At 65.2% G+C, this 25,314-nt stretch carries 20 protein-coding genes, 2 tRNA genes and 1 riboswitch; of the genes, 3 read left to right on the plus strand and 19 right to left on the minus strand.

Going from position 1 to position 25,314, the window contains the following annotated elements:
• Positions 1-21: 21 nt before the first annotated feature.
• The gene (locus J7E83_RS05225; RefSeq protein WP_311379581.1) at positions 22-1,104 is read right to left on the minus strand and encodes an FAD-dependent oxidoreductase; all 1,083 of its coding nucleotides are present in this window, start codon (positions 1,102-1,104) and stop codon (positions 22-24) included.
• A 209-nt stretch (positions 1,105-1,313) separates the two neighbouring features.
• Between J7E83_RS05225 and J7E83_RS05230 the strand changes: the two genes are divergently transcribed.
• Positions 1,314-2,648 carry a cyclopropane-fatty-acyl-phospholipid synthase family protein gene (locus J7E83_RS05230; protein ID WP_214959724.1) on the plus strand — a complete coding sequence of 445 codons (1,335 nt, stop codon included), beginning with the start codon at positions 1,314-1,316 and terminating at the stop codon, positions 2,646-2,648.
• Between the two features lie 68 nt (positions 2,649-2,716).
• On the opposite strand, the gene J7E83_RS05235 is transcribed toward J7E83_RS05230, so the two are convergent.
• The 13 genes from J7E83_RS05235 to J7E83_RS05295 form a co-directional block, all read right to left on the minus strand.
• Positions 2,717-2,792 (minus strand) — tRNA-Ala (locus tag J7E83_RS05235).
• Between the two features lie 211 nt (positions 2,793-3,003).
• Positions 3,004-3,076, minus strand: a tRNA-Ala gene (locus tag J7E83_RS05240).
• Between the two features lie 99 nt (positions 3,077-3,175).
• Positions 3,176-3,577, minus strand: coding sequence for a ribosome silencing factor (rsfS, locus tag J7E83_RS05245; RefSeq protein WP_214959726.1), 402 nt, complete (start codon positions 3,575-3,577; stop codon positions 3,176-3,178).
• Between the two features lie 49 nt (positions 3,578-3,626).
• Positions 3,627-4,883 (minus strand): hypothetical protein, encoded by a 1,257-nt coding sequence (locus J7E83_RS05250; RefSeq protein WP_214959728.1) that lies wholly within the window; start codon positions 4,881-4,883, stop codon positions 3,627-3,629.
• 7 nt (positions 4,884-4,890) lie between these two features.
• Positions 4,891-5,550, minus strand: a complete 660-nt coding sequence (gene nadD / locus J7E83_RS05255) for a nicotinate-nucleotide adenylyltransferase (RefSeq protein WP_396020518.1) — start codon at positions 5,548-5,550, stop codon at positions 4,891-4,893.
• Between the two features lie 10 nt (positions 5,551-5,560).
• Positions 5,561-5,800, minus strand: a complete 240-nt coding sequence (locus J7E83_RS05260) for a hypothetical protein (protein WP_214959730.1) — start codon at positions 5,798-5,800, stop codon at positions 5,561-5,563.
• A gap of 78 nt (positions 5,801-5,878) precedes the next feature.
• A complete protein-coding gene (locus tag J7E83_RS05265) occupies positions 5,879-7,264 on the minus strand; it encodes a glutamate-5-semialdehyde dehydrogenase (protein WP_214959732.1) in 1,386 nt (461 codons plus the stop codon).
• A 26-nt stretch (positions 7,265-7,290) separates the two neighbouring features.
• A complete protein-coding gene (gene proB / locus J7E83_RS05270) occupies positions 7,291-8,442 on the minus strand; it encodes a glutamate 5-kinase (RefSeq protein ID WP_214959734.1) in 1,152 nt (383 codons plus the stop codon).
• Positions 8,432-10,021, minus strand: coding sequence for a GTPase ObgE (obgE, locus tag J7E83_RS05275; RefSeq protein ID WP_214959736.1), 1,590 nt, complete (start codon positions 10,019-10,021; stop codon positions 8,432-8,434). Before obgE ends, proB begins: the two co-directional genes overlap by 11 nt.
• A gap of 116 nt (positions 10,022-10,137) precedes the next feature.
• Complete coding sequence (rpmA, locus tag J7E83_RS05280; protein ID WP_009372867.1) at positions 10,138-10,401, minus strand: 50S ribosomal protein L27; 264 nt, start codon at positions 10,399-10,401, stop codon at positions 10,138-10,140.
• A 59-nt stretch (positions 10,402-10,460) separates the two neighbouring features.
• On the minus strand, positions 10,461-10,769 hold the full coding sequence (rplU, locus tag J7E83_RS05285) for a 50S ribosomal protein L21 (RefSeq protein WP_090953333.1): 309 nt from the start codon (positions 10,767-10,769) through the stop codon (positions 10,461-10,463).
• A 339-nt stretch (positions 10,770-11,108) separates the two neighbouring features.
• Positions 11,109-12,725, minus strand: a complete 1,617-nt coding sequence (thiD, locus tag J7E83_RS05290; RefSeq protein ID WP_214959738.1) for a bifunctional hydroxymethylpyrimidine kinase/phosphomethylpyrimidine kinase — start codon at positions 12,723-12,725, stop codon at positions 11,109-11,111.
• Positions 12,708-12,805: riboswitch (TPP riboswitch) on the minus strand. It overlaps the preceding gene by 18 nt.
• A gap of 111 nt (positions 12,806-12,916) precedes the next feature.
• A complete protein-coding gene (locus J7E83_RS05295) occupies positions 12,917-16,273 on the minus strand; it encodes an Rne/Rng family ribonuclease (protein WP_214959740.1) in 3,357 nt (1,118 codons plus the stop codon).
• Between the two features lie 455 nt (positions 16,274-16,728).
• On the opposite strand from J7E83_RS05295, the gene J7E83_RS05300 reads away from it, so the two are divergent.
• The gene (locus tag J7E83_RS05300) at positions 16,729-17,406 is read left to right on the plus strand and encodes a vitamin K epoxide reductase family protein (RefSeq protein WP_214959742.1); all 678 of its coding nucleotides are present in this window, start codon (positions 16,729-16,731) and stop codon (positions 17,404-17,406) included.
• A 98-nt stretch (positions 17,407-17,504) separates the two neighbouring features.
• Here the strand turns inward: J7E83_RS05300 and ndk are convergent, their stop codons facing one another.
• Genes ndk through ileS form a run of 4 tightly spaced genes read right to left on the minus strand, consistent with a single transcriptional unit; the run spans position 17,505 to position 23,101 of the window.
• On the minus strand, positions 17,505-17,918 hold the full coding sequence (ndk, locus tag J7E83_RS05305) for a nucleoside-diphosphate kinase (RefSeq protein ID WP_214959744.1): 414 nt from the start codon (positions 17,916-17,918) through the stop codon (positions 17,505-17,507).
• A gap of 38 nt (positions 17,919-17,956) precedes the next feature.
• Positions 17,957-18,400: a DUF4233 domain-containing protein gene (locus J7E83_RS05310; protein ID WP_214959746.1), complete on the minus strand. Its 444-nt coding sequence runs from the start codon at positions 18,398-18,400 to the stop codon at positions 17,957-17,959.
• A 3-nt stretch (positions 18,401-18,403) separates the two neighbouring features.
• Positions 18,404-19,762: a folylpolyglutamate synthase/dihydrofolate synthase family protein gene (locus J7E83_RS05315; protein ID WP_214959748.1), complete on the minus strand. Its 1,359-nt coding sequence runs from the start codon at positions 19,760-19,762 to the stop codon at positions 18,404-18,406.
• Positions 19,763-19,765: 3 nt separating this feature from the next.
• Positions 19,766-23,101, minus strand: coding sequence for an isoleucine--tRNA ligase (gene ileS, locus J7E83_RS05320; protein WP_214959750.1), 3,336 nt, complete (start codon positions 23,099-23,101; stop codon positions 19,766-19,768).
• Positions 23,102-23,486: 385 nt separating this feature from the next.
• Here ileS and J7E83_RS05325 point away from each other — a divergent pair, with 385 nt between their 5' ends.
• Entirely contained in the window at positions 23,487-24,503 is a 1,017-nt protein-coding gene (locus J7E83_RS05325; RefSeq protein ID WP_214959753.1) for an endonuclease/exonuclease/phosphatase family protein, read from the plus strand.
• Here the strand turns inward: J7E83_RS05325 and J7E83_RS05330 are convergent, their stop codons facing one another.
• A complete protein-coding gene (locus tag J7E83_RS05330; protein ID WP_214959754.1) occupies positions 24,504-25,262 on the minus strand; it encodes an SDR family oxidoreductase in 759 nt (252 codons plus the stop codon).
• Positions 25,263-25,314: the final 52 nt, after the last annotated feature.

Consider the following 25,314-nt stretch of genomic DNA (forward strand, 5'->3'; position numbering starts at 1 on the left):
TCCCTGTAGCCTGCTGTGCGCCTATGCCAAATTTACCGTCCCCAGCCGGGGCCGGATGCCCGGCAGCTTCAGGATGGCCGCCACGGCAGCCCTGCCTGCCCGGTTTGCGCCGATGGTGGACGACGACGGCCCGTAGCCCACAAGATGGACACGCGGCTCGGCGGCCACCTGCGTCCCGTCCATCACGATTCCGCCGCCGGGTCCCCGCAGGTGAAGCGGGGCAAGGTGTTCGAGTTCCGCACGGAAACCCGTTGCCCACAGGATCACGTCCGCTGGATGCAGGCTGCCGTCCGCGAGCCGGACGCCGTCGGGCTCTATGGACGTGAACATGGGCCGACGGTCCAGCGCGCCGCGTTGTGCTGCCGCCCGAAGGGCGGGGGTCCAGATCAGGCCGGTCACGGCCACCACGCTTTGCGGCGGCAGTCCTTGCCGCACGCGTTCCTCGACCAGGGCCACGGCGTTGTGGCCGGCTTGGGCGTCGAATTCGGCGTCCCTCCACTCGGGCTCCCGACGGGTGAACCAACTGGTGGTGGTGACCTGCGAGATCTCGTCCAGCAGCCCCACCGCGGAAATGCCTCCGCCCACCACGATGACGTGCTGCCCCGTAAATTCGTCAGCCGAGACATAGTCAGCCACATGAAGCTGCCTGCCCCTGAAGGTGAATTGCCCCGGGTAGATGGGCCAGAACGGCCGGGTCCACGTTCCGGTGGCATTGATGACGGCTTTGGCCGACCAGTCCCCCTCGGAGGTGCTGACCAGCAAGCCGCCTGACGGGTCGGCATCTTCCCGCGTGACGGCGGTGACCTTGACCGGCCGCCGGACGGCCAGCCCGAGTTCCTGCTCGTAGCCGGCGAAGTAGCGGGTCAGGAATTCAGAACTCGGCTCGGCGGGGTCCACATCGGGCTTGCCGATGCCCGGAAGGTCGCTGATGCCGTTGACGGTGGCCATCCGAAGGCTCTTCCACCGGTGCCGCCAGGCACCTCCCGGACCTTCTTCGGCGTCGAACACCCTGTACGTCAGCCCGCGGCGCCGCAGGTGGTACGCGGCGGAGAGCCCCGCCTGGCCCGCACCGACGACCACGACGTCGGTGGTTCCGTTCTCCACGCGCGGTCTCCGCCCTGGATCGTTCACCTCCCCATGATAATCGCGGTGGCCCGGGTCCCGACTGGCCGCGGCAGGCATTCGGTGCCAATCGCTGACAGCGGACGGGTCCGGTCGTAGGGTTGGCCCATGGAATGTGTCCAAGAACCCGGTCGGCGGGAAGTGCTCCACTGCCGGGACATTGGAAAGGCGCCGGAAGGAAGGCAACAAACATGACAAAGGGAACGGGTGCGGCATCTCATCTGGCCAAAGCGCTGGCCATCGTCCTGGGGACGGAGAAGATACCCCTCAGGCTGGTGGCGTGGGACGGTTCGGAGGCGGGGCCGCCCGACGCGCCCGTCGTTAAGTTCCGGTCCCGCCGGGCCCTGCGGCGGATCCTCTGGTCGCCCGGCCAGCTGGGCCTGAGCCGCGCCTACGTTGCCGGGGACATCGAGGCGCCGGGAGACATCTTCGCCGCCTTCAGTGCCCTGAGCTCGGCCGGGAAGTTCGCGGACCCGGGGCCGTTCAAGCCACTCACCCCGGCCGAGCTGTGGACGCTGCTCAGGACTGCCGTCCGGCTCGGAGCAATAGGTCCCAATCCAGCTCCTCCCACGGAAGAAGCACGCATCCACCGCCACGGCCTGCGCCACTCCAAGAGCCGGGACGCCGCCGCGATCTCGCACCATTACGACGTTGGCAACGACTTTTACGCCCTGGTGCTGGGACCGTCGATGGTCTACTCCTGCGCAGTCTGGACAGACGGCCAAGAGGGCAAGGACGACGTCGTCCGCACCGGCAGCGAAGCCGGCGGCCTTCCGGCTGGTCTGGACGCCGCACAGGAAAGAAAACTGGACCTGGTCTGCCGCAAACTGGGGCTAAAGCCGGGGATGCGGGTGCTGGACGTCGGCTGCGGCTGGGGCAGTTTTGCCCTGCACGCCGCCCAGCGATACGGCGTCGAAGTGGTTGGAGTCACGCTGTCCACTGAGCAGGCGGTGCTGGCCCGCAAACGGGCTGCCGACGCCGGCCTGACGGAGAGCATCGACATCCGCATCCAGGACTACCGCGATGTGGAAGATGGTCCGTTCGACGCCATCAGCTCCATCGGGATGTCCGAGCACGTAGGCCGTGAGCACACGCCCCATTACGTCGCGCGGCTGCACAGCCTGCTTAAGCCTGGCGGGCGCCTGCTCAACCACGCCATTTCCTGGAATGCCGGCCCTACCAGCGATGACCCGGATTCGTTCATTCCGCGTTACGTCTTTCCCGACGGCGAGATGATCAGCCTGGGCGATATGGTTACCGCGCTGGAGTCCGGCGGCCTGGAGGTCCTGGACGTCGAGGCACTGCGCAGGCACTACGCGCTGACCCTGCGGGCGTGGGTGCGGCGGTTGGAGGACAACTGGGATGAGGCCGTTGAGCTCACCAGCCTTGCGCGTGCCCGGATCTGGCGGCTGTACATGGCGGCCAGCGCACTGGGTTTCGAGTCCGGCATAACGGGCGTCAACCAGGTCCTGGTACAACGACCCGGCGGTACCGAGCCGCCGCTGCGCCTGACGGACTGGCTCTAGGGGCAACGGCCATCAACGACAAGAGCCACCCAGCCGGGTGGCTCTTGTCGTTGATATTCGATTCCGTTTGGTGGAGCTGAGGGGACTCGAACCCCTGACCCCCTGCATGCCATGCAGGTGCGCTACCAGCTGCGCCACAGCCCCATACTTTTGTTCTCCGGTAATTCCAGCCGCCGGAAGCAACCTGATCAGCTTAATGGAGATTCGGCTGCGACGCCAATCGGGGCTGGTTGTCCCACGGCGGATTCTGCATGCTGTTCGCCGCTCCAGGGTGCTGTCACGAACCCCGGAGCGAGCGGCTCCTTCCGCCAACAAAAAATCCGCCGGAATCTTTCGATTCCGGCGGATCATCCGGTGGAGCTGAGGGGACTCGAACCCCTGACCCCCTGCATGCCATGCAGGTGCGCTACCAGCTGCGCCACAGCCCCGGACCTTCGTTGCTCCGCGGTCCTCCCCGGGCAACTCAAATATCTTAGAACAGCAATTCCGAAAATTCCAAATCGGGCATATTCGCTGCAGGGGGTGATTTACTCCGCGTCGGATGAGGCTACAGCCTTGGCTGACGCGTCGTCACCCAGCTGCAGGTCCACCACCGGGCAGTCCTTCCATAGACGCTCCAGGGCGTAGAAAACACGGTCCTCCTCGTGCTGGACGTGAATGACGATGTCCGAGTAGTCCAGGAGTACCCAGCGCCCGCCCGAACGGCCCTCGCGGCGTACGGGGCGTAGGTCCTGCTTTGAAAGTTCCTCTTCAATGCCATCCACAATGGCGTTGACCTGGCGTTCGCTCGGTGCTGAAGCAATGAGGAAGACGTCGGCCAGCGCGAGGCGTTCGCTGACGTCCAGGGCAACGATGTCCTGGGCGATCTTGTCCGCGGCGGCCTTGGCGGCCTGGCGGGCTGTGGCGATGGATGAATCTGATGCAGTCATGGAACTCCTTGTGGTTATCTGAAAGATTTTTGGTGTTGGCTCGGCCTGATCAACGCGATAGGCCGCTGATGATCAGGATGACGCCGGAAATGAGTGCGATGATGCCGAAGGCCAGGACGCCAAATTGCACGAGCCGCATGCGCTTCGCGCGGGCAAGGCCGGCAGTAGCAGCGTCCAGCGGTTCCAGTCCGTACGCGGAGCGGGCGGGGATGCGGGGAAGGTCATCAAACAGGTCTTCCGATTGACCCTCGGGCGGCACGGCTGCGGTGGGAACAACGGGCTTAGGCTGGGCGGCTGCGCGGGCAGCGGCCTCAGCGCGGGCAATGACCATGGAACGGCCCGTGGCGGCTTCTGCAGCGGGGCCGGTGGCCGAAGGCCTGGAACCCGTGGCGGGCTTGCGGCCCTTCCCGCTCGAGGGCTGGATCTTGGGCCCGGGGGTCGTGACAACAGGGACATAGGAAGTCGACGGCGGCTTCATGACCGGGCGGTCCACACCCGGCACTTGCACGAACTCCAATGGCGTGACCATGGCCAGGTTACTGGCTGTCGACGGACCGGGCCGCGGCGCGGACTCCGGCCGCGGAGCCTGCGGGGCCGCAGGTGTGACTGCTTGCTCGGCCAGCTTCTGCTTGGCCCTCGCGCGGCGGTTCAGGACAGCGGCCCGCTCTGCCAGCGCGATCTGTTCCGCGAGTATCTCCGGATCCACCGCTTCCGGATCGAGTGAGGCAATATGCTCCATCTTGGCGAGCTGGTTCTTGGCCTGCTCGGCGATCAGGGCACGCGCTGCCAACGCTTGCTCCACGCTGATGCCATCAGGGAGGCCGGAGCCTTCCGATGATGCCTCACGGCGCGTTATTCCCGACGCGGCGCCCTCTGCCTGCGCTGCCGGTGCGGGGCCGCCTTGCGCAATAGCGTCCTGCGCACTGGTGCCCTGCGCAGTGGTGTCCTGAGGACTGTTCTCTTTCTCAGGGGCTGCGGCCTGGCTTGCCGGCGGAACGACGGGGTTTGCCGATGTGACGGCCTGTTCCTTGAGCTGCTGAAGGCGCAACTGCCTGCGTGTGGGTGGTCCCCCCGCCGCGAGCTGTCCCTCTTTTTCCTCAAGGTCCTTGATGGCACGGAGCGCAGCCCGGTCCCGGGCGCGGATCTGCGACGAACGCTGCGCCTGCGTCTGTCCCGGCCCGGAGTCTGCGGGTTGTTTTGAGGCAGGCGAAACCAGGCCCGGACCTGCGGACCCGGTGGCCTGCTGCTCATCTCTAGCCTGCCGAAGTTCACGGCGGCTGCGGACGGGGGGCTGTTCCTGACTCATTGAGAACTCATTCAGTACTGGCTGGTTCGTCTGTTTCGGTAGTTGGTGCGTCGTCGGGGGCAGCCCCTTCGGCGTACAGTCCATATTTGGCGATGTATTGAACCACACCGTCCGGTACGAGGTACCAGACCGGGTTGTTCTCTGCCACCCTTGCGCGGCAGTCCGAGGAGGAGATGGCCATAGCCGGCACCTCAAGGAGGCTGACGTCCTTTCGGCCCATGCCGTCAAGCACATGCCCGGGCCTGGTCACCCCGACAAAATGCGCCAGAGACCACAGCTCGTCGATGTCCTTCCATGACAGGATCTGGGCCAGCGCGTCGGCGCCGGTAATGAAGAACAGATCCGCGTCCGGACGCTGGTTCCGAAGGTCACGCAAAGTATCAATGGTATACGTTGGACCGGGACGGTCCACATCCACCCGGCTCACCGTGAAGCGGGGGTTGGACGCCGTGGCAATCACCGTCATCAGATACCGGTGCTCAGGCTCGCTGACGTGCTTATGCGTTTTTTGCCATGGTTGCCCCGTGGGGACAAAGACCACTTCGTCCAGGCCGAACTTGGCGGCCACTTCACTGGCCGCAACCAGGTGGCCGTGATGGATCGGATCAAAAGTCCCACCCATCACGCCCAGCCGCAGCCGGCCCTGGGCACCGCTGTGGTGCAGAATGCGGGAAATGTTAGTGGCCCTGCCCGTGATCGTGCTTGTTGGGGTGCTGGCGGTGCGGGTCGGCGTGCTCGTCCGTGGCTGAGTGGCGGTTGCCCACGTTGGAGTAGGACCAGGTGATGAACATCAGGACCAGCAGGATAGCGAAAATGGATACCCCAAAGACCCACGGCGCGGCCCACAGCGGAGCGAGTTCCTCATGTTCTGCTTCGCCTGCGGCGACAATGGACGTGGCGATCTGCTGGAGCAGCATTTTCTCCCCTAGGGCTCAAAAGGATATGACGGCGGATCATCCCGCCGTTCCGGACTTCTGTTCTATGTTACCGCGCCGCTACCCGCGGACCTGGCCCTCACCCTGCACGATCCACTTGGTGGTAGTGAGCTCAGTCAGCCCCATCGGGCCCCGGGCATGCAGCTTCTGGGTGGAGATTCCCACCTCGGCGCCCAGGCCCAGCTCGCCGCCGTCAGTGAAGCGCGTGGAGGCGTTAACGATGACCGCCGCGGAATCCACCTCGGCGATGAAACGCTCGGCATTCGACAGGTCATTGGTGAGGATGGCCTCGGTATGCCCGGTGGACCAGGTGCGGATGTGCTGGACGGCCTCGTCGAGGCTGTCCACCATGGCCACCGCCAGGTCCAGATCCATGTACTCGGTGCCCCAGTCCTCGTCAGTCGCAGGCTCGGACGGAATGGAAGAGGGCAGGGAGGCCCTGATCCGGTCGTCGGCGTGCAGGGTAACGCCGGCGTCGCGCAGGGCCGCGGCCACGGCAGGCAGCACGGTGGACCGCGAGTGGATCAGCAGGGTCTCCACGGTGTTGCAGACGCTGGGGCGCTGGGTCTTGGCGTTCAGCAGGATCTCCACCGCCATCTCCTCGCTGGCAGATTCGTCGATGAAAATATGGACGTTTCCCTCGCCTGTCTCGATGACGGGAACGGCGGAGTTGTTGACCACTGTCTGGATGAGTTCACGTCCGCCGCGGGGAATCAGGACGTCCACACGTCCGCGGGCACGCATCAGGGCGGTGGCGCCTTCGCGGCCGTACTGGTCCACCGTCTGCACGGCGTCCGACGGGAGCCCGACAGAATCCAACGCTTCGCGAAGCACATGGACCAGGGCTTCATTGGTTGCGGCCGCGGCAGAACCTCCGCGAAGGATGACGGCGTTCCCGCTCTTGAGGGCCAGGCCGGCGATGTCCACAGTCACGTTGGGACGGGCTTCGTAGATAGCGGCCACCACGCCCATGGGCACGTTCACCTGGCGCAGCCGCAGGCCGTTGGGGAGCGTCTGGCCGCGGACCACGTTGCCCACGGGGTCGGGCAGGTTGGCCAGGCTGTCAAGGGCAGTCACAAGTCCGGCGATGCGGCTTTCGGTCAAGGTGAGCCGGTCAAGCAAGGCCACAGACGTGCCATTGGCCTTGCCGGCAGCAATGTCCTTGGCATTCGCCGCCAGGATGAGGCTCTTCCGCTCCAGCAACGCGGCGCCGATGGCGCGGAGGCCGCGGTCCTTCCAGGCACGGTTGGCCCTCGCCATCCGGCGGCCGGCGTGCCGGGAGCGGTCAGCGATGGCGTGGACGGCAGCCTCGACGTCACCGGCTGAGAGCTGCACTGCTGATTCCGGAACGTTTGACTCCGGGGTGGCGCCTGTCTCCGGAGAAGCAGGAACAGCAGTGGTGTCCCCGGAAATCGCAGCGGTGTTGTGGGTCAGTGCCTCAGTCATGATCCAAGTTTAGGCGAGAAGGGGGCTCAGACCAGCACAAGATCGTCAACGTGAACAACTTCACGGTCATACCCGCGGCCCAGGGCCTTGCCCAGTTCCCTGGTTGACCGGCCCAGCATTTGGGGAAGTTCGGCCGCCGAGTAGTTCACGAGGCCCCGCGCAATGACGGTGCCGTCGGCACTGACGATTTCGACGGCGTCGCCCGCTTCAAAGTCGCCGTCCACTGCGGAAATACCGGCGGGGAGCAGCGAGGTGCGGCGGTGTCGCACTGCCTTGACGGCGCCGTCGTCGAGGACAAGGCGGCCGTGTACCGAGGCGAGGTGCGCCAGCCAGAGCAGCCGGACGGGCTTCCGGGCACCGTTCACTGCGAACCAGGTGCCCACGTCTTCGCCTGCCAGCGCTGCGGCCGCGTTGGCGGTGGAGGTCACCAGGGCATGGATGCCGGATCCGGCCGCGATGGTCGCCGCCTCTACCTTGGTCACCATCCCGCCCGTGCCGACGCCAGCCTTTCCAGCCTTGCCGATAGACACGCCGTCGAGGTCGTGCGGTCCTTCCACGAGCGGGATCCGCTTGGCACCGTGCGACGGCGGACCGTCGTAGAGGGAGTCGACGTCGGACAGCAGCACCAGTGCGTCTGCCCGGACCAGGTGGGCAACCAAAGCGGCCAGACGGTCGTTATCGCCGAACCGGATCTCGTGGGTTGCCACCGTGTCGTTTTCATTCACTACCGGAACCACTCCGAGATTTAGGAGCCGGTCCAGGGCACGAAAGGCATTGGTGTGCTGGCTCCGGCGCATCAGGTCATCGGCGGTCAGCAGCACCTGACTGACCGTCACCCCGTGGGCACCGAAAGCCTGGGTGTAGCGTGCCATCAGCAGACCCTGACCCACACTGGCTGCGGCCTGCTGGGTGGCGAGGTCGCGCGGCCGCTTGGCCAGTCCCAGCGGGGCCAAGCCTGCCGCGATGGCTCCGGACGACACCAGAATAATCTCCGTGCCGGCGTTCCGTTTAGCAGCCAGGGCGTCAGCGAGGGCGGTGAGTGCTTCCTCAGAGATGCCGCCCTTGATGCTGGTCAGCGACGACGACCCCACCTTGACAACAATCCTGCGGGCCCCGGAAAGCACGCTTCTGTCCGCGGTCCGGTCCCCCGGCTCCGCAGCGATGGTGCTACTCGTCATCTTCTGCGCCCAGTCCACTCTCCTTGAGCGGCTTGGCGACCCGGCGGCTGCTGACGGATTCGGTCCAGATGCCGGCTTTGCGCTCGGCTTCGAGCTCGGCGCGGGCGGCGGCTTTGGCATCCTTGCGTTCCTGCTGCTCGTCGCGCTTCTGGCCACGGGTGGGACGGTCGCCGATATCTGCAAAGCGGACATCGGTGCCGCGGGGCGAAGCCAGCAGCTCGGCCCCGGCCATCATGGTGGGTTCCCAATCGAAGACCACGCCGTCGTCCTCACCGATCACCACTGTGTCGCCCGGCATGGCGCCCTGCTTGAACAGTTCGTTTTCGACGCCGAGCTTGGCCAGGCGGTCTGCCAAGTAACCAATGGCTTCCTCGTTGGTGAAGTCCGTCTGCTTGACCCAGCGCACGGGCTTTTCTCCCAGGACGCGGAACAGCGGTTCGAGGTTCTTTTCCTCGCGGCGGATCTTGAACCCGGATTCGTTGACCGCGCGGGGGCGCAGTACCGGCGGCTGGACCTTTGGCGGGGCAGCGGCAAGTGTGTCCCGGGCGGCCTGGACGATCTCACCCATGGCGAAGCCGAGCTGGCGCAGGCCTTCATGGCTCGTGGCGGAGATCTCGAAAACCCGGTATCCGCGGGATTCCAGCTCGGGGCGGACGAACTCTGCCATGTCCTTGCCGTCCGGCAGGTCGACCTTGTTCAGCGCCACCAGCCGCGGCCGGTGGTTCAGCGGGACAACCTCGCCATCCGTGCCGGCATAGCTCATGTCGACGGCGTACTTCTCCAGTTCCGCCTCGATGATGGCCAGGTCAGAGAGTGGATCACGGTCCGATTCGAGCGTGCCGCAGTCCAGAACGTGAACCAGCGCGGCGCAGCGCTCCACATGGCGCAGGAAGTTGTGGCCAAGGCCCTTGCCCTCGCTTGCACCTTCGATCAGCCCGGGGACGTCGGCAATGGTGAAGCGAACGTCTCCGGCCTGGACAACGCCCAGGTTGGGGATCAGCGTGGTGAAGGGGTAGTCGGCGATCTTGGGCCGCGCGGCTGACATGGCAGCAATGAGGCTGGACTTGCCAGCAGACGGAAAGCCCACCAGTGCGATGTCCGCGATGGACTTGAGCTCCAGCACGACGTCGCTGGATTCGCCCTCGATACCGAGGAGCGCGAAGCCCGGGGCGCGGCGCTTCTGTGACGAGAGGGCAGCGTTTCCCAGTCCGCCCAGCCCACCGGCCGCCGCGGTGTATTCGGTGCCTTCGCCGACGAGGTCGGCCAGGACCGTTCCGTCCTTGGATTTGACTACCGTGCCGTCCGGGACCGGAAGGATGAGGGTCTCGCCGTTCTTGCCGCCGCGCCAGTCGCCCATGCCGGGTCCGCCGTTGGTGGCATGGCGGTGCGGGGCGTGGTGGTAATCCAGCAATGTGGTGGTCTGGTGGTCGACGCGCAGGATGACGTTGCCGCCGTCGCCGCCGTTTCCGCCGTCGGGCCCGCCCAGGGGCTTGAACTTCTCACGGTGGACGGAGACACAACCGTGGCCGCCGCTACCGCCGGATACGTGCAGTACTACCCGGTCTACAAAGCTGGCCACGTGGATCTCCTCAGTGCTGTTTCCTGGACGCCCACAGGCGCCAAGACGATTGTAATGCGGTTAAAAGAACAGTGGAGCGGACCACATGGCCCGCTCCACCGCTTCAGAACTATTGGTTACTCTGCAGCTGCAGCAGCAACGATGTTGACAACGCGCCGACCGCGACGGGTGCCGAATTCGACGGCTCCCGGGGTCAGGGCAAACAGAGTGTCGTCGCCGCCGCGGCCAACGCCGGCGCCCGGGTGGAAGTGGGTGCCACGCTGGCGGACGATGATCTCGCCGGCGGAGACTACCTGGCCGCCGAAGCGCTTGACGCCGAGGTACTGGGCGTTGGAGTCACGACCGTTGCGAGTGGAGCTCGCGCCTTTTTTATGTGCCATTTGAAATGCCTGCCTCTAAATTCTGGGAATCTGCTGAAAACCTGAACAGTAACCGGTAGTTACTTGATACCAGTGATCTTGACCTTGGTCAGTTCCTGACGGTGACCCTGGCGTTTCTTGTAACCGGTCTTGTTCTTGAACTTCTGGATGACGATCTTCGGACCACGAAGGTCCTCGAGGATCTCAGCCGTAACAGTTACCTTGGCCAGGTCCGCAGCTGCGGAGGTGACCTTCTCACCGTCCACCAGGAGCAGTGCGGGCAGCTCAATGGTGCTGCCAGCTCCACCGGCGACGCGGTTCAGGGTAACGAAGTCTCCAACGGAAACCTTCTCTTGGCGGCCGCCTGCGCGGACAATCGCGTACACCACTTGGGAACTCACTTCTCTCGACGTCTATTACTAAATTTGCGTGCGGAACCTGGGTCCATTTTTGGCTGGGCTCCCGCTGTGCCTCAACGCCGTGGATCCGCGGGGAATCCGTGAGCTATCCCAAAAACAATCTCCACCCGTTGTCCAAGTGGCCTGCTCCCGGGGTCATAACCCAAGTGTTGGCGTAAGCACCGAAGATCTAGAATACGCTAATTTTGCCTTCGGCCGCAAATGAGGCTGGTTCCGGCGCATTGTCTGTGATAGGCAGCACAAGCACGCACAACACTGACAGCCGGAACCGTGCCTGACTATCCTACCGGCTGTCACCGCCGGAGGCGATCAGGCGTGGTGGCGCGGCGCGTCGAAGAATTCGACCTCGAAACGGCACGACTGCCGGAACGCCAAGATCATCGCCGCACGCTCGGCGTCGGAGCCACTGCGCCCGGCCTCGTCCGCCATGGAGACGGCCTGGCGGGTAGCGGCGGCGAAGTCCTCATCTGCGTACGTCCGCAGCCAGGTGGCGTAAGGGTGGTTTACTGGCGCCCCGGAAGCCAGGAACTGGGCATGAAGCGTTTTGCCAACCTCGGCGTACAGCCAGAAGCACGGAAGGACAGCCGCCACGAGCACGGCATAGCTCCCCGAGGTTGACGCAGCCGTCAGATGGTCCACATAGGACTTGGTGACAGGGCCCAGCCCCCGCTCCACGGTGCGGGTGCTTAGCCAGTTGCGGTGCAGTTCAGACTCGACCTCGAGGCACTGCTGGGCGGACCGGGCCCAGAACAACTGCCCGGCTTCGGTGGGGGCCAGCGCGCTTGCACGGGCTAACACCCGGGAGTAGCCGTTGAGGTAGATGGCGTCCTGCGCGAGGTAGTAGCCGAACTGCTTCTCATCCAGGCTGCCGGACACCAGGTCCCGGATAAACTCCAGTCCGTAGATGGCCTCAAGGTCCGGCTGCGCCTCACTCCAGAGGATTTCGGCAAATCCAGGGGTTCCGCCGGTGGCCGGGGAGGGCTGCAAATGGTGGAAGTGGTGGATAGGGCCGTTACCCGATCCCACTTCCAGCTGTCCGGAGTTTTGCAGCGCGGCGGCCAGCCACGGCTTCACCTGCCGCAGGGACGCTTCCCAGTCCTCCAACCGGGCCTGCGTGGTTGCCATAGCCGAGGACAGCGAGCAGCCCGTGCCGTGGCTGTTCCGTGTGGGGACGCGGTCCCCCTGCAACACCACCACTTCCTCGGAAAGCACTCCCCCGGTGTTGACCAGCGCATCCGGGCAGGCGCCGCCGTCGAGATGGCCGCCCTTGACCAGGACGGTGGAACCCGTAGCCGCCGCCAGCCGGCGCCCCTGCTCCAGGGCGTCCGGCCAGTTGTCCGTTTCCGGTTCATTCAGGAGCATGGCGAGTTCCGCCAGGTTGGGCGTGATCAGGTCCGCCAGCGGCAGGAGCGCGCGAAGCGCCGCCTCCGCCGACTCCTGCAGGAGCCGGTCCCCGCTGGTCGCCACCATGACGGGGTCAAGGACGACGACGCCGGGACGCACCTTTTCAAGCCAGTTGCGGACTGCGGCTATCACCTCGGAGTCGCCGAGCATACCGATTTTTACGGCGTCGATGGTGATGTCGTCGCTGATGGCGTCCAGCTGCTGGGCCAGGAAGTCGGCCGGCGGGACGTGCACCGCCCGGACACCCTGCGTGTTTTGGACGGTGAGGGCGGTGATGGCGGCCATGCCGTAGCCGCCGTGCGCCGCGATGCTCTTCAGGTCGGCCTGGATCCCAGCGCCGCCGGAGGGGTCTGATCCCGCAATGGACAGCACGCGGGGAACATCGCGCAGGGTGCCCGCCGCGGTGGACGGCAAAGCAACCGGCTGTGAGGCACCTGAGCCTCGGGCCGTCGATGAGGCACCGGTGGCACATGTGCTGGCCGTCGCTGGGGGCAGGACTGATGTTGAAGCCAAAGAAGACATCCCTTCGCCGGTGCTAGCCGGACAGGTTCAACGGGTGTGGATCTCAGCCGGCTCTCTGCCCGGCACCCCGTGTCAGTCCCCCAGCCTAACGCTGAAGTACGCGTTAACGCCGATTGCCCGGACGCAGCCTGTAAATTACAGGCACGCCCGGGCATCGTGGCCGGTCTCAGGCTTGGTCGAAGCTCTGCTTGTCAGAGCTCTGAGGCCGGAACCCCTACGCCCAGGATGATCGGGGCGTCAGCTGCAGCGGGCTTTTCAGTTGAGGCCTTCGCAGCCTCCGGCTCCGGAGCTTTGGCGGTGTGCGACTGAGCTGCCGGCGCCGCCTGCGTTGCCTCATGGTGTTCCACGGATGTGGCGTTGGCAGCGCCCTGCGCACGGCTGGCACTACGGTTGCGCCGCGGGCGGCGCGTACGGGACTGCTCGGCCGTGTGGTCGGAGTAGTCCTTTTCCTCCACAGCGGGCTGCTCAGGGGCAGGACGCTCGCCCTGCCGGGGCTCAGTCACGGGTCGCTCTGTCCGGGAACGTTCGGCTTCAGGAGCTGGCTCGCCCAGGTGGGCAAACGCCTCGGCCAGCCTGTCCAGAGTCAGCGCAGGTTGCTGCGGCTGGTCCCCCGCGTGCTCAACGAACGGCAGAACTACCTGTTCGCCTCCGAAGGTCAGCACGGCGGCCGGGCGGCCTGATGCGTCAGCATCGTGCCGCCCCGTTGCCGGCGACGGGGTTGCCTGTGCAGGTGATTGCGTTGCGGGTGCCGGCGTTGCGCGTTCCTGGGTTGCAGGGGCCTGGGCACCCGCGGAAGCGTGAGCCACCTCGTCGTCATGGAGGTGGGCCGCGTGTGCTGCTGCCGCGATGTTGGCAAGCGCCGCCCTGGTGGCCTCAGCCTTTGCGTGTCGCTCGGCATCATTCGGGTCCGGGTGGACCGTGTGGATCTGCACCGGCGCGGCCTGGGCAACATCCAGGGGCTGCCCTGCCCTGCCGCGGCGGCGTTTGCGGTCGGTCCGGCCGCCAGGCTGGCTGTCGGTCCGCTGGTTATCCGTTCGCTGGTTGTCCTGGCGGTTATCGGGCCGGCTGTCGAAGCGCTGGCTATCCGAGCGCTGAACGTGGTGCTCAGCGGCAACGATGTTGGCGCGACGGTGTTCCACGGGATCGTCATGTGTGACGATTCCCCGGCCTGCGCAGGTTTCGCACTGTTCTCCGAAGACCTCGAGGAGTCCTGTGCCCATGCGCTTGCGCGTCATCTGGACGAGTCCCAGCGAGGTGACTTCGGCCACCTGGTGCTTGGTGCGGTCGCGGCCGAGGCACTCCACCATGCGGCGCAGGACCAGGTCCCGGTTGGATTCCAGGACCATGTCGATGAAGTCAATGACGATGATGCCGCCGATGTCCCGGAGCCGGAGCTGGCGGACAACTTCCTCGGCCGCTTCAAGGTTGTTCTTGGTGACGGTCTCCTCGAGGTTTCCGCCGCTGCCCGTGAACTTGCCGGTGTTGACGTCCACCACAGTCATGGCTTCGGTACGGTCGATCACCAGGGAGCCGCCGGATGGCAGGAAGACCTTGCGCTCCAACGCCTTGTGGATCTGCTCGTCAATCCGCCATGCGCCGAAGATGTCCTGGTCCTTGGTCCACTTTTCAAGGCGGCCCACCAGGTCCGGGGCAACATATGTGACGTAGGCCTCGATGGTGTCCCAGGCCTCTTCACCGGAGACGATCAGCTTGGAGAAGTCCTCGTTGAAGACGTCGCGGACCACCTTGATGGTGAGGTCCGGTTCGCCGTAGAGCAGCTCCGGGGCCAGGATCTTGGTGGAAGTGGACTGGTTTTCAATACCCTCCCACTGCGCCCGCAGCCGGTTGATGTCGTGCGTAAGCTCCTCCTCGGAGGCTCCTTCCGCTGCCGTCCGGACAATGACCCCGGCGTGCTCCGGCAGGCGGTCCTTAAGGATGCGCTTAAGTCGGTTGCGTTCGACGTCGGGCAGCTTGCGCGAGATGCCAGTCATGGAGCCGCCTGGCACGTACACCAGGTAGCGGCCAGGAAGGGAGATCTGGCTGGTCAGCCGCGCGCCCTTGTGGCCGACGGGATCCTTGGTGACCTGGACCAGCACGGTATCGCCTGACTTCAGCGCGTTCTCGATTCGGCGCTGCTTGCCTTCGAGGTTGACGGCTTCCCAGTTCACTTCGCCCGCGTACAGTACGGCGTTGCGGCCGCGCCCGATGTCGACAAACGCCGCCTCCATGGAGGGGAGGACATTCTGGACCTTGCCCAGGTAGACGTTGCCGATGAGGGAGTCCTGCTGTGTTTTGGAAACAAAATGCTCAGCCAGGACGCCGTCCTCGAGGACCGCGATCTGGATTCTGTCGTCGCGCTGGCGGACGATCATCTGCCGGTCAACGGACTCACGCCGTGCCAGGAACTCCGCCTCGGTGATGACGGTGCGGCGGCGTCCGGTGTCGCGGGATTCACGGCGGCGCTGCTTTTTGGCCTCAAGCCTGGTGGAGCCCTTGACGCTGGTTACCCGGTTGTTGACCGCAGGTTCGCTCGCGGCCCGCGGTGCGCGGACACGGGTAACCGTATTGGGCGGATCGTCATCCCCGCCTCCGGTAAGTTCAAGATCCTGGTCACCCCGGCGGCGACGGCGACGGCGGCGGGACGTCACACCCTCTTCGGTCTGGCCGGCTGACTCTTCGTCGGCGTCGTCGCCGTCCTGGCTGTCTTCGGCCCCGCCGTCGGCGTCTCCCTCAACGTCCCGGCCAGCGGTGCGGGTGCGGCCGCGGCGGCCCCGGCTGCGGCGCCTCCGGCGGCCACTGTCATCGGCGTCGCCGTCCTCGGCGTCCTCCTCGTCCCCCTCGTCAGCGGCGGCCGGGGCGGGTGCGGGTCGTACCACTGTGCTCAGGTCAGGGGCCTGGAACAGCACCGACGTCGCCTGGCCCGGCTCCAGGAAGAGCGACCCGAAGGGGCTGGCAGGCCCGGCCGCAGCTGCTTCCTCGGCGTCCGCATCCGGTGCCGGAACGGCTGCGGCTTCCTGTGCTTCTCCTGACTGGACCGATGGCGCTGCCTCAGCCACAGCGTCGGGAGCGGCTTCGGCTTCAGGGGCTGCTGGCTCACTGGCGGCAGCGGTCTCAGGAGCCGATGCCTTGCGGGTCGCAACGCGGCGCCGCCGGACGGGCTTTGTCTCGGCCTCGGGGATGGTGCTTTCGGCAGTGGCCTCAGGGGCAGCAGGCCGGGCTTCGCTCTCCGGAAGGACAGGGTTCTCCGGGAGGGCCTCTTCAGCGCCTTCAGCGAAGGCCGGCAGTGGCTCTGCGGGGTCAGCTTTCTTTCGCGTGCGCGTGCGACGGACTGGCGCCTTGGGTTCCGGAGAGATGTCTTCCTGGCCCGGGGCTTCCGTGGCGATGGTTTCGGCAATGCCGTCCGCGGCTGGCAGCGCTTCCGTGGCGGCTTCCGCCGTTACGGCGTCAACGGTCTTCGGGGCGGCCTTCCGCCGCGTCCTGACGGCCTTCTTCGGCGCTTCAGCGGCCGCTGCATCGTCGTTAACGGCTGGCACTAGTTCATTTTCCATATGTGGCAACACTCCTGCCCCTGACGTACCGCCACATCCGGCACCCATTGGGGCACATATTGTCAAAACCCGCAGGCGTTGACAGAAGTCAAGTGGATACTCCCAGGTTCGCACCGGCAGTGGGGTGCGGCAGCCCGTGGGAGCCGGTGACTATGTCCTGAAAACCCGTTGTTCTACGTGCCACAACCAGGTGCCGACCAATGGAATTGCGGGAAGCCGGATCAGAGAATCCGAAGCCTGCCCTGCTCATCATTGGCGGTCTTGGGAACAAGCCACCGGACCGGAGTCCGAATGTGGATCAGCCTCCAGCCACGATTATTCTCTCACATCCCGGCACAAACGCGGCGGAAGCAATGGGTTGAGTCAGCAGGCGGAAGGCAGAGCTGCGTACCGCTTCCAGCCGCCGGCGCTACAATCGGGGCAAGGAGCACCCGATGCGAAGGACGCCAACAACCATGCCCAGTATCTCCCCCGTCAGCGGCACCGGCAGCCCGGCAGCGGCGCCCAGAGCAGGAGCGGTTTCCGCGTCGGCCCGAGCCGTTCCGCCCATGACGCGTAGCCGCTCCATGGGCTGGCTGATGCTCATCACGGGAGTCATCGGCTGGCTGGCCTCCGGAACGCTGGTCCTGGAAAAGCTTGAGGTCCTCAAGGACCCGAACCATGTGACGGTCTGCGACGTGAACCCATGGATCTCCTGTGGCGACGTGATGAAGACGTGGCAGAGTTCGCTCTTCGGGTTCCCCAACATGTTCATTGGCATTGTGGCGTTCGCCGTGATCATCACCGTAGGCATGGCGTTGCTGTCCGGGGCCACCTTCGCCCGCTGGTATTGGCTGGGACTCCAGGCCGGCGTGACCCTGGGCTTCGCGTTCGTGGTGTGGCTGTGGTCCCAGGCGCTGTACTCGATCCACATCCTGTGCCCGTTCTGCATGATTGTGTGGGCGGTCATGATCCCGCTGTTCGTCTGGGTGACCGTCAGGAACGTCGCCCAAGGCGCTATCCCCGTCCCGGCCCGCGCCGCGCGCATCCTCAGTGACTCCGGCTGGATCATCACGGCCTTGCTGTACGTAGCCGTCATCGCCACGATCTTCTTCGCCTTCATCCAGGTGTTTGCTGGCACCTCCGGTTTCTAGTCCCACACCACAAGAAGCGCGAACTGGCACGTAATACCCGCAAAACTCGGAATTGAGGGTATTACGTGCCAGTTCGCGCCTAGTGGTGGATGTAAGTGCTAGAACCAGATCTTGATTTCGCGCTCCGCGGAGTCCGTGGAGTCCGATCCGTGGACCAGGTTCTGCTGCACCTTCTGTCCCCAGTCACGGCCGAAGTCGCCGCGGATGGTTCCGGGCGCTGCGGTGGTGGGGTCTGTGGTTCCGGCGAGGGCGCGGAAGCCCTCAATGACCCGGTGGCCCTCGAAGATCGCGGCCACAACCGGGCCGCTGAGCATGAACTCGACGAGCGGCTCGTAGAAGGGCTTGCCTGCGTGCTCTTCGTAGTGCTGCTCCAGGAGTTCGCGGGTCGCATCCACTTTCTTCAGCTCGGCCAAGGTGTAACCCTTTGCCTCGATGCGGCTAAGGATGGCGCCGCTCAGGTTGCGGGCCACGCCGTCGGGCTTGATCAAAACTAGGGTGCGCTCAATGCTCACAGCTGCTCCAATGCGTTGGTGGGGGTTTCGGGACAATACTACGGGGCCTGCGCCTCCGGGTGCGCAGCATTCCATTCCGCCTGCTCGCGTTCCCGCTGGGCGGCCTCGGAGTCAATCCTGATGCCTGTACGGATTCCGTACCACCACGCCAGCCCGAACAACGCGCCCACCAGGAACATCATTGGTTCAACAATGCCGGTGAGGATCAGGACAATCTGCAGGATCCATCCCAGGCCCACGCCCCAGGGCTTCGACAGCACAGCGCAGGCGAGGATCATGAGGACGCTCAGGCCAATGCCGATACCAAGGATCAGGGCCGGCGGGAACTCACCGCGCCTGAGCCCGAAAACAGCCAGCGTGGCGAAGAAGACGACGAACGCCTCAAGCAGGAGGACTGTGGAAGCGAACATCACTTTGGTGGAACGGCGCTTCTTGGGCATCCCCGGACGCCAGTCACGCTGAGCCTTGGTCAGCTTGGCCATGCCCTAGGCCTCCGTCTTTCCGAGCAGGATCCGTGCTTCCGCGACCAGGGTGATGGACCCTGTGACCAGGACTCCGCCGGAGAGGTCGTCATTGGCTTCCGCACGTTCGACGGCCCACTCCAGGGCGTCGTCCAGCTTCTCCGCAATGTGGATGTTGTCCTCTCCGAAGCCCATTTCAGCGGCAAGTTCGGCAAGCTCCGCGGCGGGCACGGCACGCGGGGAGTTGGACTGGGTGAAGCAGTATTCCTCGGCCAGGTCTCCCAGCGACTCCTTGAGCTGGCGCAGGATCTCTTCGGCGTCCTTTTCCTTGAGCACGCCCACCACCGGCACCAGCTTGGTGAAGCTGAACGCCTCCTGGATCGCTTCGGCGGAGACCCTGATGCCGTCCGGGTTGTGTGCTGCGTCCACGATAATGGTGGGCGCGGTCCGGACAACCTCGAGGCGGCCAGGCGAGGTGACACTGGCAAACGCCTCCTGCAGCACCTCGGCGTCGAGTTCCTTTTCGCCACCGAAGAACGCCTCGAGCGCTGCCACCGCCACGGCCGCGTTCTGGGCCTGGTGGGCGCCGTGCAGCGGAACCAGCACGTCCGGGTACCGGCCTGCGATGCCCTGGATGCTGACCACCTGCCCGCCCACAGCCACGGTCCGGGATTCCACGCCGAACTCCACGCCTTCGAACCGGAACGGGACAGCCACGTCTTTGGCCTTTTCGAGCAGCACCTGGGCAGCATCCACCGGCTGCGCAGCGCTGATGAGGTAACCACCTGGCTTGATGATGCCGGCCTTCTCGTAGGCAATGTCTTCCGTGGTGTCCCCGAGCAGGTCCGTGTGGTCCAATGAAATAGGCGTGACCACTGAGACCAGCCCGTCCCCTACGTTGGTGGCATCGGTAATGCCGCCCAGGCCCACCTCGATGACGGCGACGTTGACCGGCTGGTCCGCAAAGACCGCGAAGCCCAGGATGGTGAGGCATTCGAAGTACGTGAGCCGGGGCTCGCCGGCAGCCGTGAGTTCGTCGTCGACGATCTGCAGGTAGGGGCGGATCTCGTCCCAGATCCGGACGAACGTCTCATCCGGGACGGGGTGTCCGTCAATGCTGATCCGCTCCGTGACCTTCGACAGGTGGGGGCTCGTGTAGCGGCCTGTGCTCAGTCCGTGCGCCCGCAGCCCTGCCTCGATCATCCGGGCCGTGGAGGTCTTGCCGTTTGTCCCTGTCACGTGGATTATCGGGAACGCTTTGTTCGGCGCGCCCAACACATCCATGGCCCGGAACAGCGGCGCCAGGCGCGGTTCCATCTTGTTTTCCGGTGCACGGCCGAGCAACTCGGCGTAGACACTTTCCACGGAAAATTCGTCGCTCATGTCCTAGGCCTCCACTTTTTCGACTGAAATCTGCAGTTCGGTGCCGTCGCCGTTGGAGTACAAGCCAAGCTCCTGGGTCAGGGTTTCGGTAACTACGAGGTTTTCGTGGGTCTTCAACGCGTCGACAACATCCATCGTGGCAGTGACGCTGGTCCGGATGCGGTCGCTGACATTCAGTCCGGCGTCCTTGCGTGCCTGCTGGATGGCGCGGACCATATCGCGGGCTGTCCCCTCGGCTTCAAGCTCGGGGGTGACCTCGGTGTTAAGAACCACAAAACCGCCTCCCGGCAGTACCGCGGCAGCCCGGGAGCCAGTGCCGGCGGCCGATTCGGCTACCACAGTTTCCAGGGTGTATTCATGAGGTTCCAACTGGAGCCCGCCCGCGGTGACCACGCCGTCGTCGTCTACGGACCAATCACCGGACTTGGAACCCTTAATGGCCACCTGGACGTTTTTGCCCAGGCGCGGCCCGGCGGCCCGGGCGTTGACCACGAGTTTCTGTTCGATGCCGAACTCCTCCGGGGAGGCGCTGGCCGCGTCCAGCAGGCGGACGGAACGGATGTTGAGCTCGTCGGCGACGACGGCGGCAAAGCCTCCCAGGGCATCCGCGCCGGGTGCCACAACAGTAAGTTCCTGGAGCGGCAGCCGGACGCGCAAGTTGGCGGCCTTGCGGAGGGAGGATCCGGTGGAGCAAATTTGCTGCACGCGGTCCATGGCCTCGACCAAGGAGGCATTGGCCGGGAACTGGTCAGCGTCAGGCCAATCGGCGAGGTGGACAGAGCGGCCGCCGGTGAGGCCACGCCAGATCTCCTCCGAGACCAGGGGCAGCAGGGAAGCCGCTGCACGGGAGACCGTCTCCAGTGCTGTAAACAGCGCGTCGAAAGCGTCCTGGTCCTCGTCGAAGAAGCGCTGCCGGCTGCGGCGGACGTACCAGTTGGTGAGCATGTCCAGATAGCTGCGCAGTTCGTCGCAGGCGCCGGAAATGTCGTAGCTGTCCAGCTGCGCTGTCATGTTGCGGACCAGGTCGCCGGTGTTGGCCAGCAGGTACTGGTCCAAGGTGTCCGCGTAGCCGTCGTAGCGGAGCTTCGCCTCATAGCCGGCACCTCCGTCAGCGGCGTTGGTATACAGCGTGAAGAAGCTGTACACGTTCCAGAGCGGCAGGATGACCTGGCGGACGCCGTCGCGGATTCCCTGCTCGGTGACCACCAGGTTGCCGCCACGCAGGATCGGGCTGGACATCAGGAACCAGCGCATGGCGTCGGAGCCGTCGCGGTCCAAAACCTCGGAAACGTCCGGGTAGTTGCGCAGGCTCTTGGACATCTTCTGCCCGTCGGAGCCCAGCACGATGCCGTGGCTGATGACGTTCCGGAAGGCCGGGCGGTCGAACAGGGCCGTGGAGAGGATGTGCAGCATGTAGAACCAGCCGCGGGTCTGCCCGATGTACTCCACGATGAAGTCCGCCGGGTTGTGGGTATCAAACCAGGCTTCGTTCTGGAAGGGATAGTGGACCTGGCCATAAGGCATGGAGCCGGAGTCGAACCAGACATCCAGGACGTCCTCCACCCTGCGCATGACCGACTGGCCCTCTGCCGGCGTACGGGGATCGTCCGGGTTGGGCCTGGTCAGTTCGTCGATGAAGGGGCGGTGCAGGTCAACTTCGCCGTCCTTGTTCAGCGGCAGGCGGCCAAAGTCCGACTCGATTTCAGCAAGGGAGCCGTAGACGTCGGTGCGCGGGTATTCGGGGTCCGTGGACTGCCACACGGGGATGGGGCTGCCCCAATAGCGGTTGCGGCTGATGGACCAGTCGCGGGCGTTGGCAAGCCACTTGCCGAACTGTCCGTCCTTGACGTTGCCGGGGATCCAGTTGATCTCCTGGTTCAGCTCGGACATCCGGTCCTTGAACTTGGTCACTTCCACATACCAGGAGGAGACCGCACGGTAGATCAGCGGGTTGCGGCAGCGCCAGCAATGCGGGTAGCTGTGCTCGTAGCTGGCCTGGCGGACCAGGCGGCCCTGGGCGCGCAGCACCTGGGTGATCGGCTTGTTCGCCTCGAAAACGTGGAGGCCGACGATGTCGTGCAGATCACCGTGCATGAACAGGGGCAGGAACTTGGCGCCCTCGTCCACGGACAGCACTACCGGGATGCCGGCCTCCTCGCAGACCTTCTGGTCGTCTTCACCGTATGCAGGCGCCTGGTGAACGATGCCGGTGCCGTCAGTGGTGGTGACATAATCCGCCACGAGGATCCGCCACGCGTTCTGGGTGCCGTACTTCTCCGTGTCGGCGAAGTCGTGCCAGAGCGGCTCGTAGACCAGGCCCTCAAGCTCGGTGCCCGTGTGGATGGAAACGACAGCCGCCTCGGCCGACTCGAAGTCGTCATAGCCAAGATCTTTGGCATAGGTGCCCAGCAGGTCTGCCGCCAGCAGGAAGCTTCCCGTGACGGGCGCCTCCGCGGCCGCCGCCTTGATGCCGTTGGGTCCGGCCGGGAGGACGGCATAGGTGATGGAAGGCCCGACGGCGAGCGCCGCGTTGGTGGGCAGCGTCCAGGGCGTCGTGGTCCAGGCGAGGGCCTGCACACCGGCGAGCTGCCGGGACAGCTCAGACTCCCCCGCTGTGATGGGGAAGGTGACCGTGACGGTCTGGTCCTGGCGGTTCTTGTAGACGTCGTCATCCATGCGGAGTTCATGGTTGGACAGCGGCGTCTCGTCCTTCCAGCAGTACGGCAGCACACGGTAGCCGTTGTACGTCAAACCCTTTTCGTGCAGCTGCTTAAAGGCCCACAGCACCGACTCCATGTATTCGACATTGAGCGTCTTGTAGTCGTTGTCGAAGTCCACCCAGCGCGCCTGGCGGGTGACATAGCTGCGCCATTCGTCGGCGTACTTCATCACGGAGGCGCGGCAGGCGTCGTTGAACTTGTCGATGCCCATGGCCTCGATCTGGGTTTTATCGGTCATGCCCAGCTGTTTCATGGCCTCAAGTTCGGCCGGCAGGCCGTGGGTGTCCCAGCCGAAGCGGCGTTCAACGCGCTTACCACGCTGGGTCTGGTAGCGGCCCACCAGGTCTTTGGCGTAGCCCGTGAGCAGGTGTCCGTAGTGCGGCAGGCCATTAGCGAATGGAGGGCCGTCGTAGAAGACGAACTCGTTGCTGCCCGGTTCACCACCGGGGGCATCGGCGCTGCGTTGGTCGATGCTGGCCTGGAACGTGCCGTCCTGGTCCCAGTACTTCAGGATGCGCTCTTCGATCTCCGGGAACTTCACGGAGGCTGACACTCCGGCGCCAGTACGGCTCGAAGCCGTGCCGGAAGGGGAAGCTGAGGCTTTGGGGTAATACGTCATTCTCGACATCCTGGGTTGAGCTGGCGAACAAGAAGTTCCGTTCAGGATGCGAGGACGGCTCCCGTGCCGTCCTGCGACTGCACGCGTACCGCGGTACCACCTCACTTACCGGCACCCAAGCCGCCCCGGGGAGGGGCTGTTTGCACGCCGACCGCTCATTACTGCTGTGACGGGCTTACCCGTCCGGTTCTAGTGACGCTGCCTGCCAACTAGGTGGCCGGCTGCGCGTTCTTCCGGAAGCTCACCGGTGATAGCCGGGTCATAGCCGCTTTCAAGTCTACTATCGCCGGGCCGTCCACCGCCATTCCGCAGCACCACCCGGCCCGCCTTGGGCGGCCAGCCCAGCCGGTGACACCTCCGCCGGCATCTGCCCAGACTCAAGCCCATGACTGATTCCACCCGCGGCAGGGTAAAGCCGAGCACTGCTGCCCTGTTCAGGTTGCTGTCGCTCCTGGCCGCGGTGCCGGTGTTGGCCCTGTCCCTCTTCCGGGCTGTGCCTGCCGAGTGGCCTGTCCTGGTGGTCCAGCTGCTGTCCTTCACGCCATGGCTGGCAATTCCTGCTTTGGTGGCTCTGCTCCTGGCTTTCGTGGGGAGGAGCCGGTGGCAACAGGTCCTCACAGGGGTGCTGCTTGTCTGCCAGGTGTTCTGGCTCTTCCCGCCCAATGTAGCGCGCCCTGCGGAGGCATCGGAGGGCGCCAGGGTTGAGCTGAAGGCCATGAACATTAACTCGGAGTTCGGCCAGGCCGACGCGGCTGGCATAGTGCGGCTGGTCAGGGAGAACGGCGTCGGGCTGCTCACTATCCAGGAGCACTCACAGGGACTTCAGGATAGGCTTTCGGTGGAAGGCCTGGACACGCTGTTGCCGGTCCGGGTCAGCGATCCCACGGACGACGCCGGCGGCTACGCGGTGTACTCCCGCTATCCGTTGGAGCTGGTGGGACTCCTCCCGGACACATCGTTCAAGATGCCCACGGTGCGGCTGACTGCTGGGGCCAACGGATCCGTGGCGGTACTTGAAGTGACCACCGTCCATGCGTTTCCTCCGGTGGACGACAGGGTCAGTCAGTGGCGCAAGGATCTGGCAGCCGTGGGCAGGGTGGCGGAGCGTGCTGGTAACACGCTCCTGATCGGTGATTTCAACGCCACGTACGACGATGCCGAGTTCCAGGACATCCTGGCCCGAAGACAAGCCGGAAACGGTGCCGGCATGATCGACGTGGCTGCTGCCTCAGGCTCACGGCTTGTGCCCACCTGGCCGATGGACGGGCAACCGCTTCCCGGCATCACCATCGACCACCTGGTGACCAGTGCGGGTCTGGGCAGCTCAGGTTATGAGGTGCATAAGGTCGCAGGAACGGACCATGCGGCTGTCCTTGCCACGCTGGCCATTCCGGGCGCCTGATCAGCTCTTCCGGATCAATTTGTGGTTGGCGGCCTGCGCCACCGGCCGGATCACGATCTGGTCCAGGTTGACGTGGTGTGGTGCGCTCACGGCATAACGCACTACGTCCGCCACGTCGGCAGCGGTCAGGGGTTTCTCGACTCCCTGGTACACGTTCTCCGCAGCCTGCCGGTCGCCGAGCCGGTTCAGGGCGAATTCCTCTGTCTGGACCAGCCCGGGTGCCACCTCGATCACGCGGACATTGTGCTCGGCTTCCTCCAGCCGCAGCGCCCCGGTCAGGGCATGCTGGGCAAATTTGGCAGCGTTGTAACCCCCGCCGCCCTCGTAGGCTGCCAGCGCGGCCGTGGACGTCAGGTTCAGCACGGTCCCTTCTCCGGTGGACCGCAGCATGGGCAGGAAGGCGCGGGTGAGCTTCATGGTGCCGAGGACGTTGACCCGGTACATCCATTCCCAGTCCTCGGTACTGGCAGCGCCCACAGGGTCGGCTCCCCTGGCTCCCCCTGCGATGTTAATGAGGGTGCCCACACCGCCTGCTTCACTGACACGGGACAGCAGGGCGGCAACGTCCTCATCGTCGGCGATGTCAGCGGGAATTCCGACGGCTCCGGTCTCCGCTTCCAGCGACGCCAGCCGTTCAGCGCGGCGCGCTACGGCGAAAACAGTCCAGCCGTCCGCCCGCAGGGCACGTACCGTCGCCTCGCCGATTCCAGTACTTGCGCCTGTGACTACTGCGGCCCGGTTCTGCGGAATGTCAGTCATATCCCAACCCTAACGGCATCGGCGTTACCTGGGCTGCTGCATGAACGCCAGC

It is taken from the genome of Arthrobacter sp. ISL-48, from assembly GCF_018613805.1.
Classification (GTDB): Bacteria; Actinomycetota; Actinomycetes; order Actinomycetales; family Micrococcaceae; genus Arthrobacter.

Excerpts from the sequence above, each read along its gene's own strand:
- J7E83_RS05330 (WP_214959754.1), bottom strand. The coding sequence starts at position 25,262 with ATGACTGACATTCCGCAGAACCGGGCCGCAGTAGTCACAGGCGCAAGT.
- J7E83_RS05265 (WP_214959732.1), bottom strand. The coding sequence starts at position 7,264 with ATGACTGAGGCACTGACCCACAACACCGCTGCGATTTCCGGGGACACC.
- J7E83_RS05230 (WP_214959724.1), top strand. The coding sequence starts at position 1,314 with ATGACAAAGGGAACGGGTGCGGCATCTCATCTGGCCAAAGCGCTGGCC.
- J7E83_RS05295 (WP_214959740.1), bottom strand. The coding sequence starts at position 16,273 with ATGGAAAATGAACTAGTGCCAGCCGTTAACGACGATGCAGCGGCCGCT.
- J7E83_RS05250 (WP_214959728.1), bottom strand. The coding sequence starts at position 4,883 with ATGAGTCAGGAACAGCCCCCCGTCCGCAGCCGCCGTGAACTTCGGCAG.
- J7E83_RS05310 (WP_214959746.1), bottom strand. The coding sequence starts at position 18,400 with ATGGCCAAGCTGACCAAGGCTCAGCGTGACTGGCGTCCGGGGATGCCC.
- rpmA (WP_009372867.1), bottom strand. The coding sequence starts at position 10,401 with ATGGCACATAAAAAAGGCGCGAGCTCCACTCGCAACGGTCGTGACTCC.
- rsfS (WP_214959726.1), bottom strand. The coding sequence starts at position 3,577 with ATGACTGCATCAGATTCATCCATCGCCACAGCCCGCCAGGCCGCCAAG.
- J7E83_RS05260 (WP_214959730.1), bottom strand. The coding sequence starts at position 5,800 with ATGCTGCTCCAGCAGATCGCCACGTCCATTGTCGCCGCAGGCGAAGCA.
- thiD (WP_214959738.1), bottom strand. The coding sequence starts at position 12,725 with ATGTCTTCTTTGGCTTCAACATCAGTCCTGCCCCCAGCGACGGCCAGC.
- J7E83_RS05300 (WP_214959742.1), top strand. The coding sequence starts at position 16,729 with ATGCCCAGTATCTCCCCCGTCAGCGGCACCGGCAGCCCGGCAGCGGCG.
- J7E83_RS05325 (WP_214959753.1), top strand. The coding sequence starts at position 23,487 with ATGACTGATTCCACCCGCGGCAGGGTAAAGCCGAGCACTGCTGCCCTG.
- proB (WP_214959734.1), bottom strand. The coding sequence starts at position 8,442 with ATGACGAGTAGCACCATCGCTGCGGAGCCGGGGGACCGGACCGCGGAC.
- J7E83_RS05315 (WP_214959748.1), bottom strand. The coding sequence starts at position 19,762 with ATGAGCGACGAATTTTCCGTGGAAAGTGTCTACGCCGAGTTGCTCGGC.
- ileS (WP_214959750.1), bottom strand. The coding sequence starts at position 23,101 with ATGACGTATTACCCCAAAGCCTCAGCTTCCCCTTCCGGCACGGCTTCG.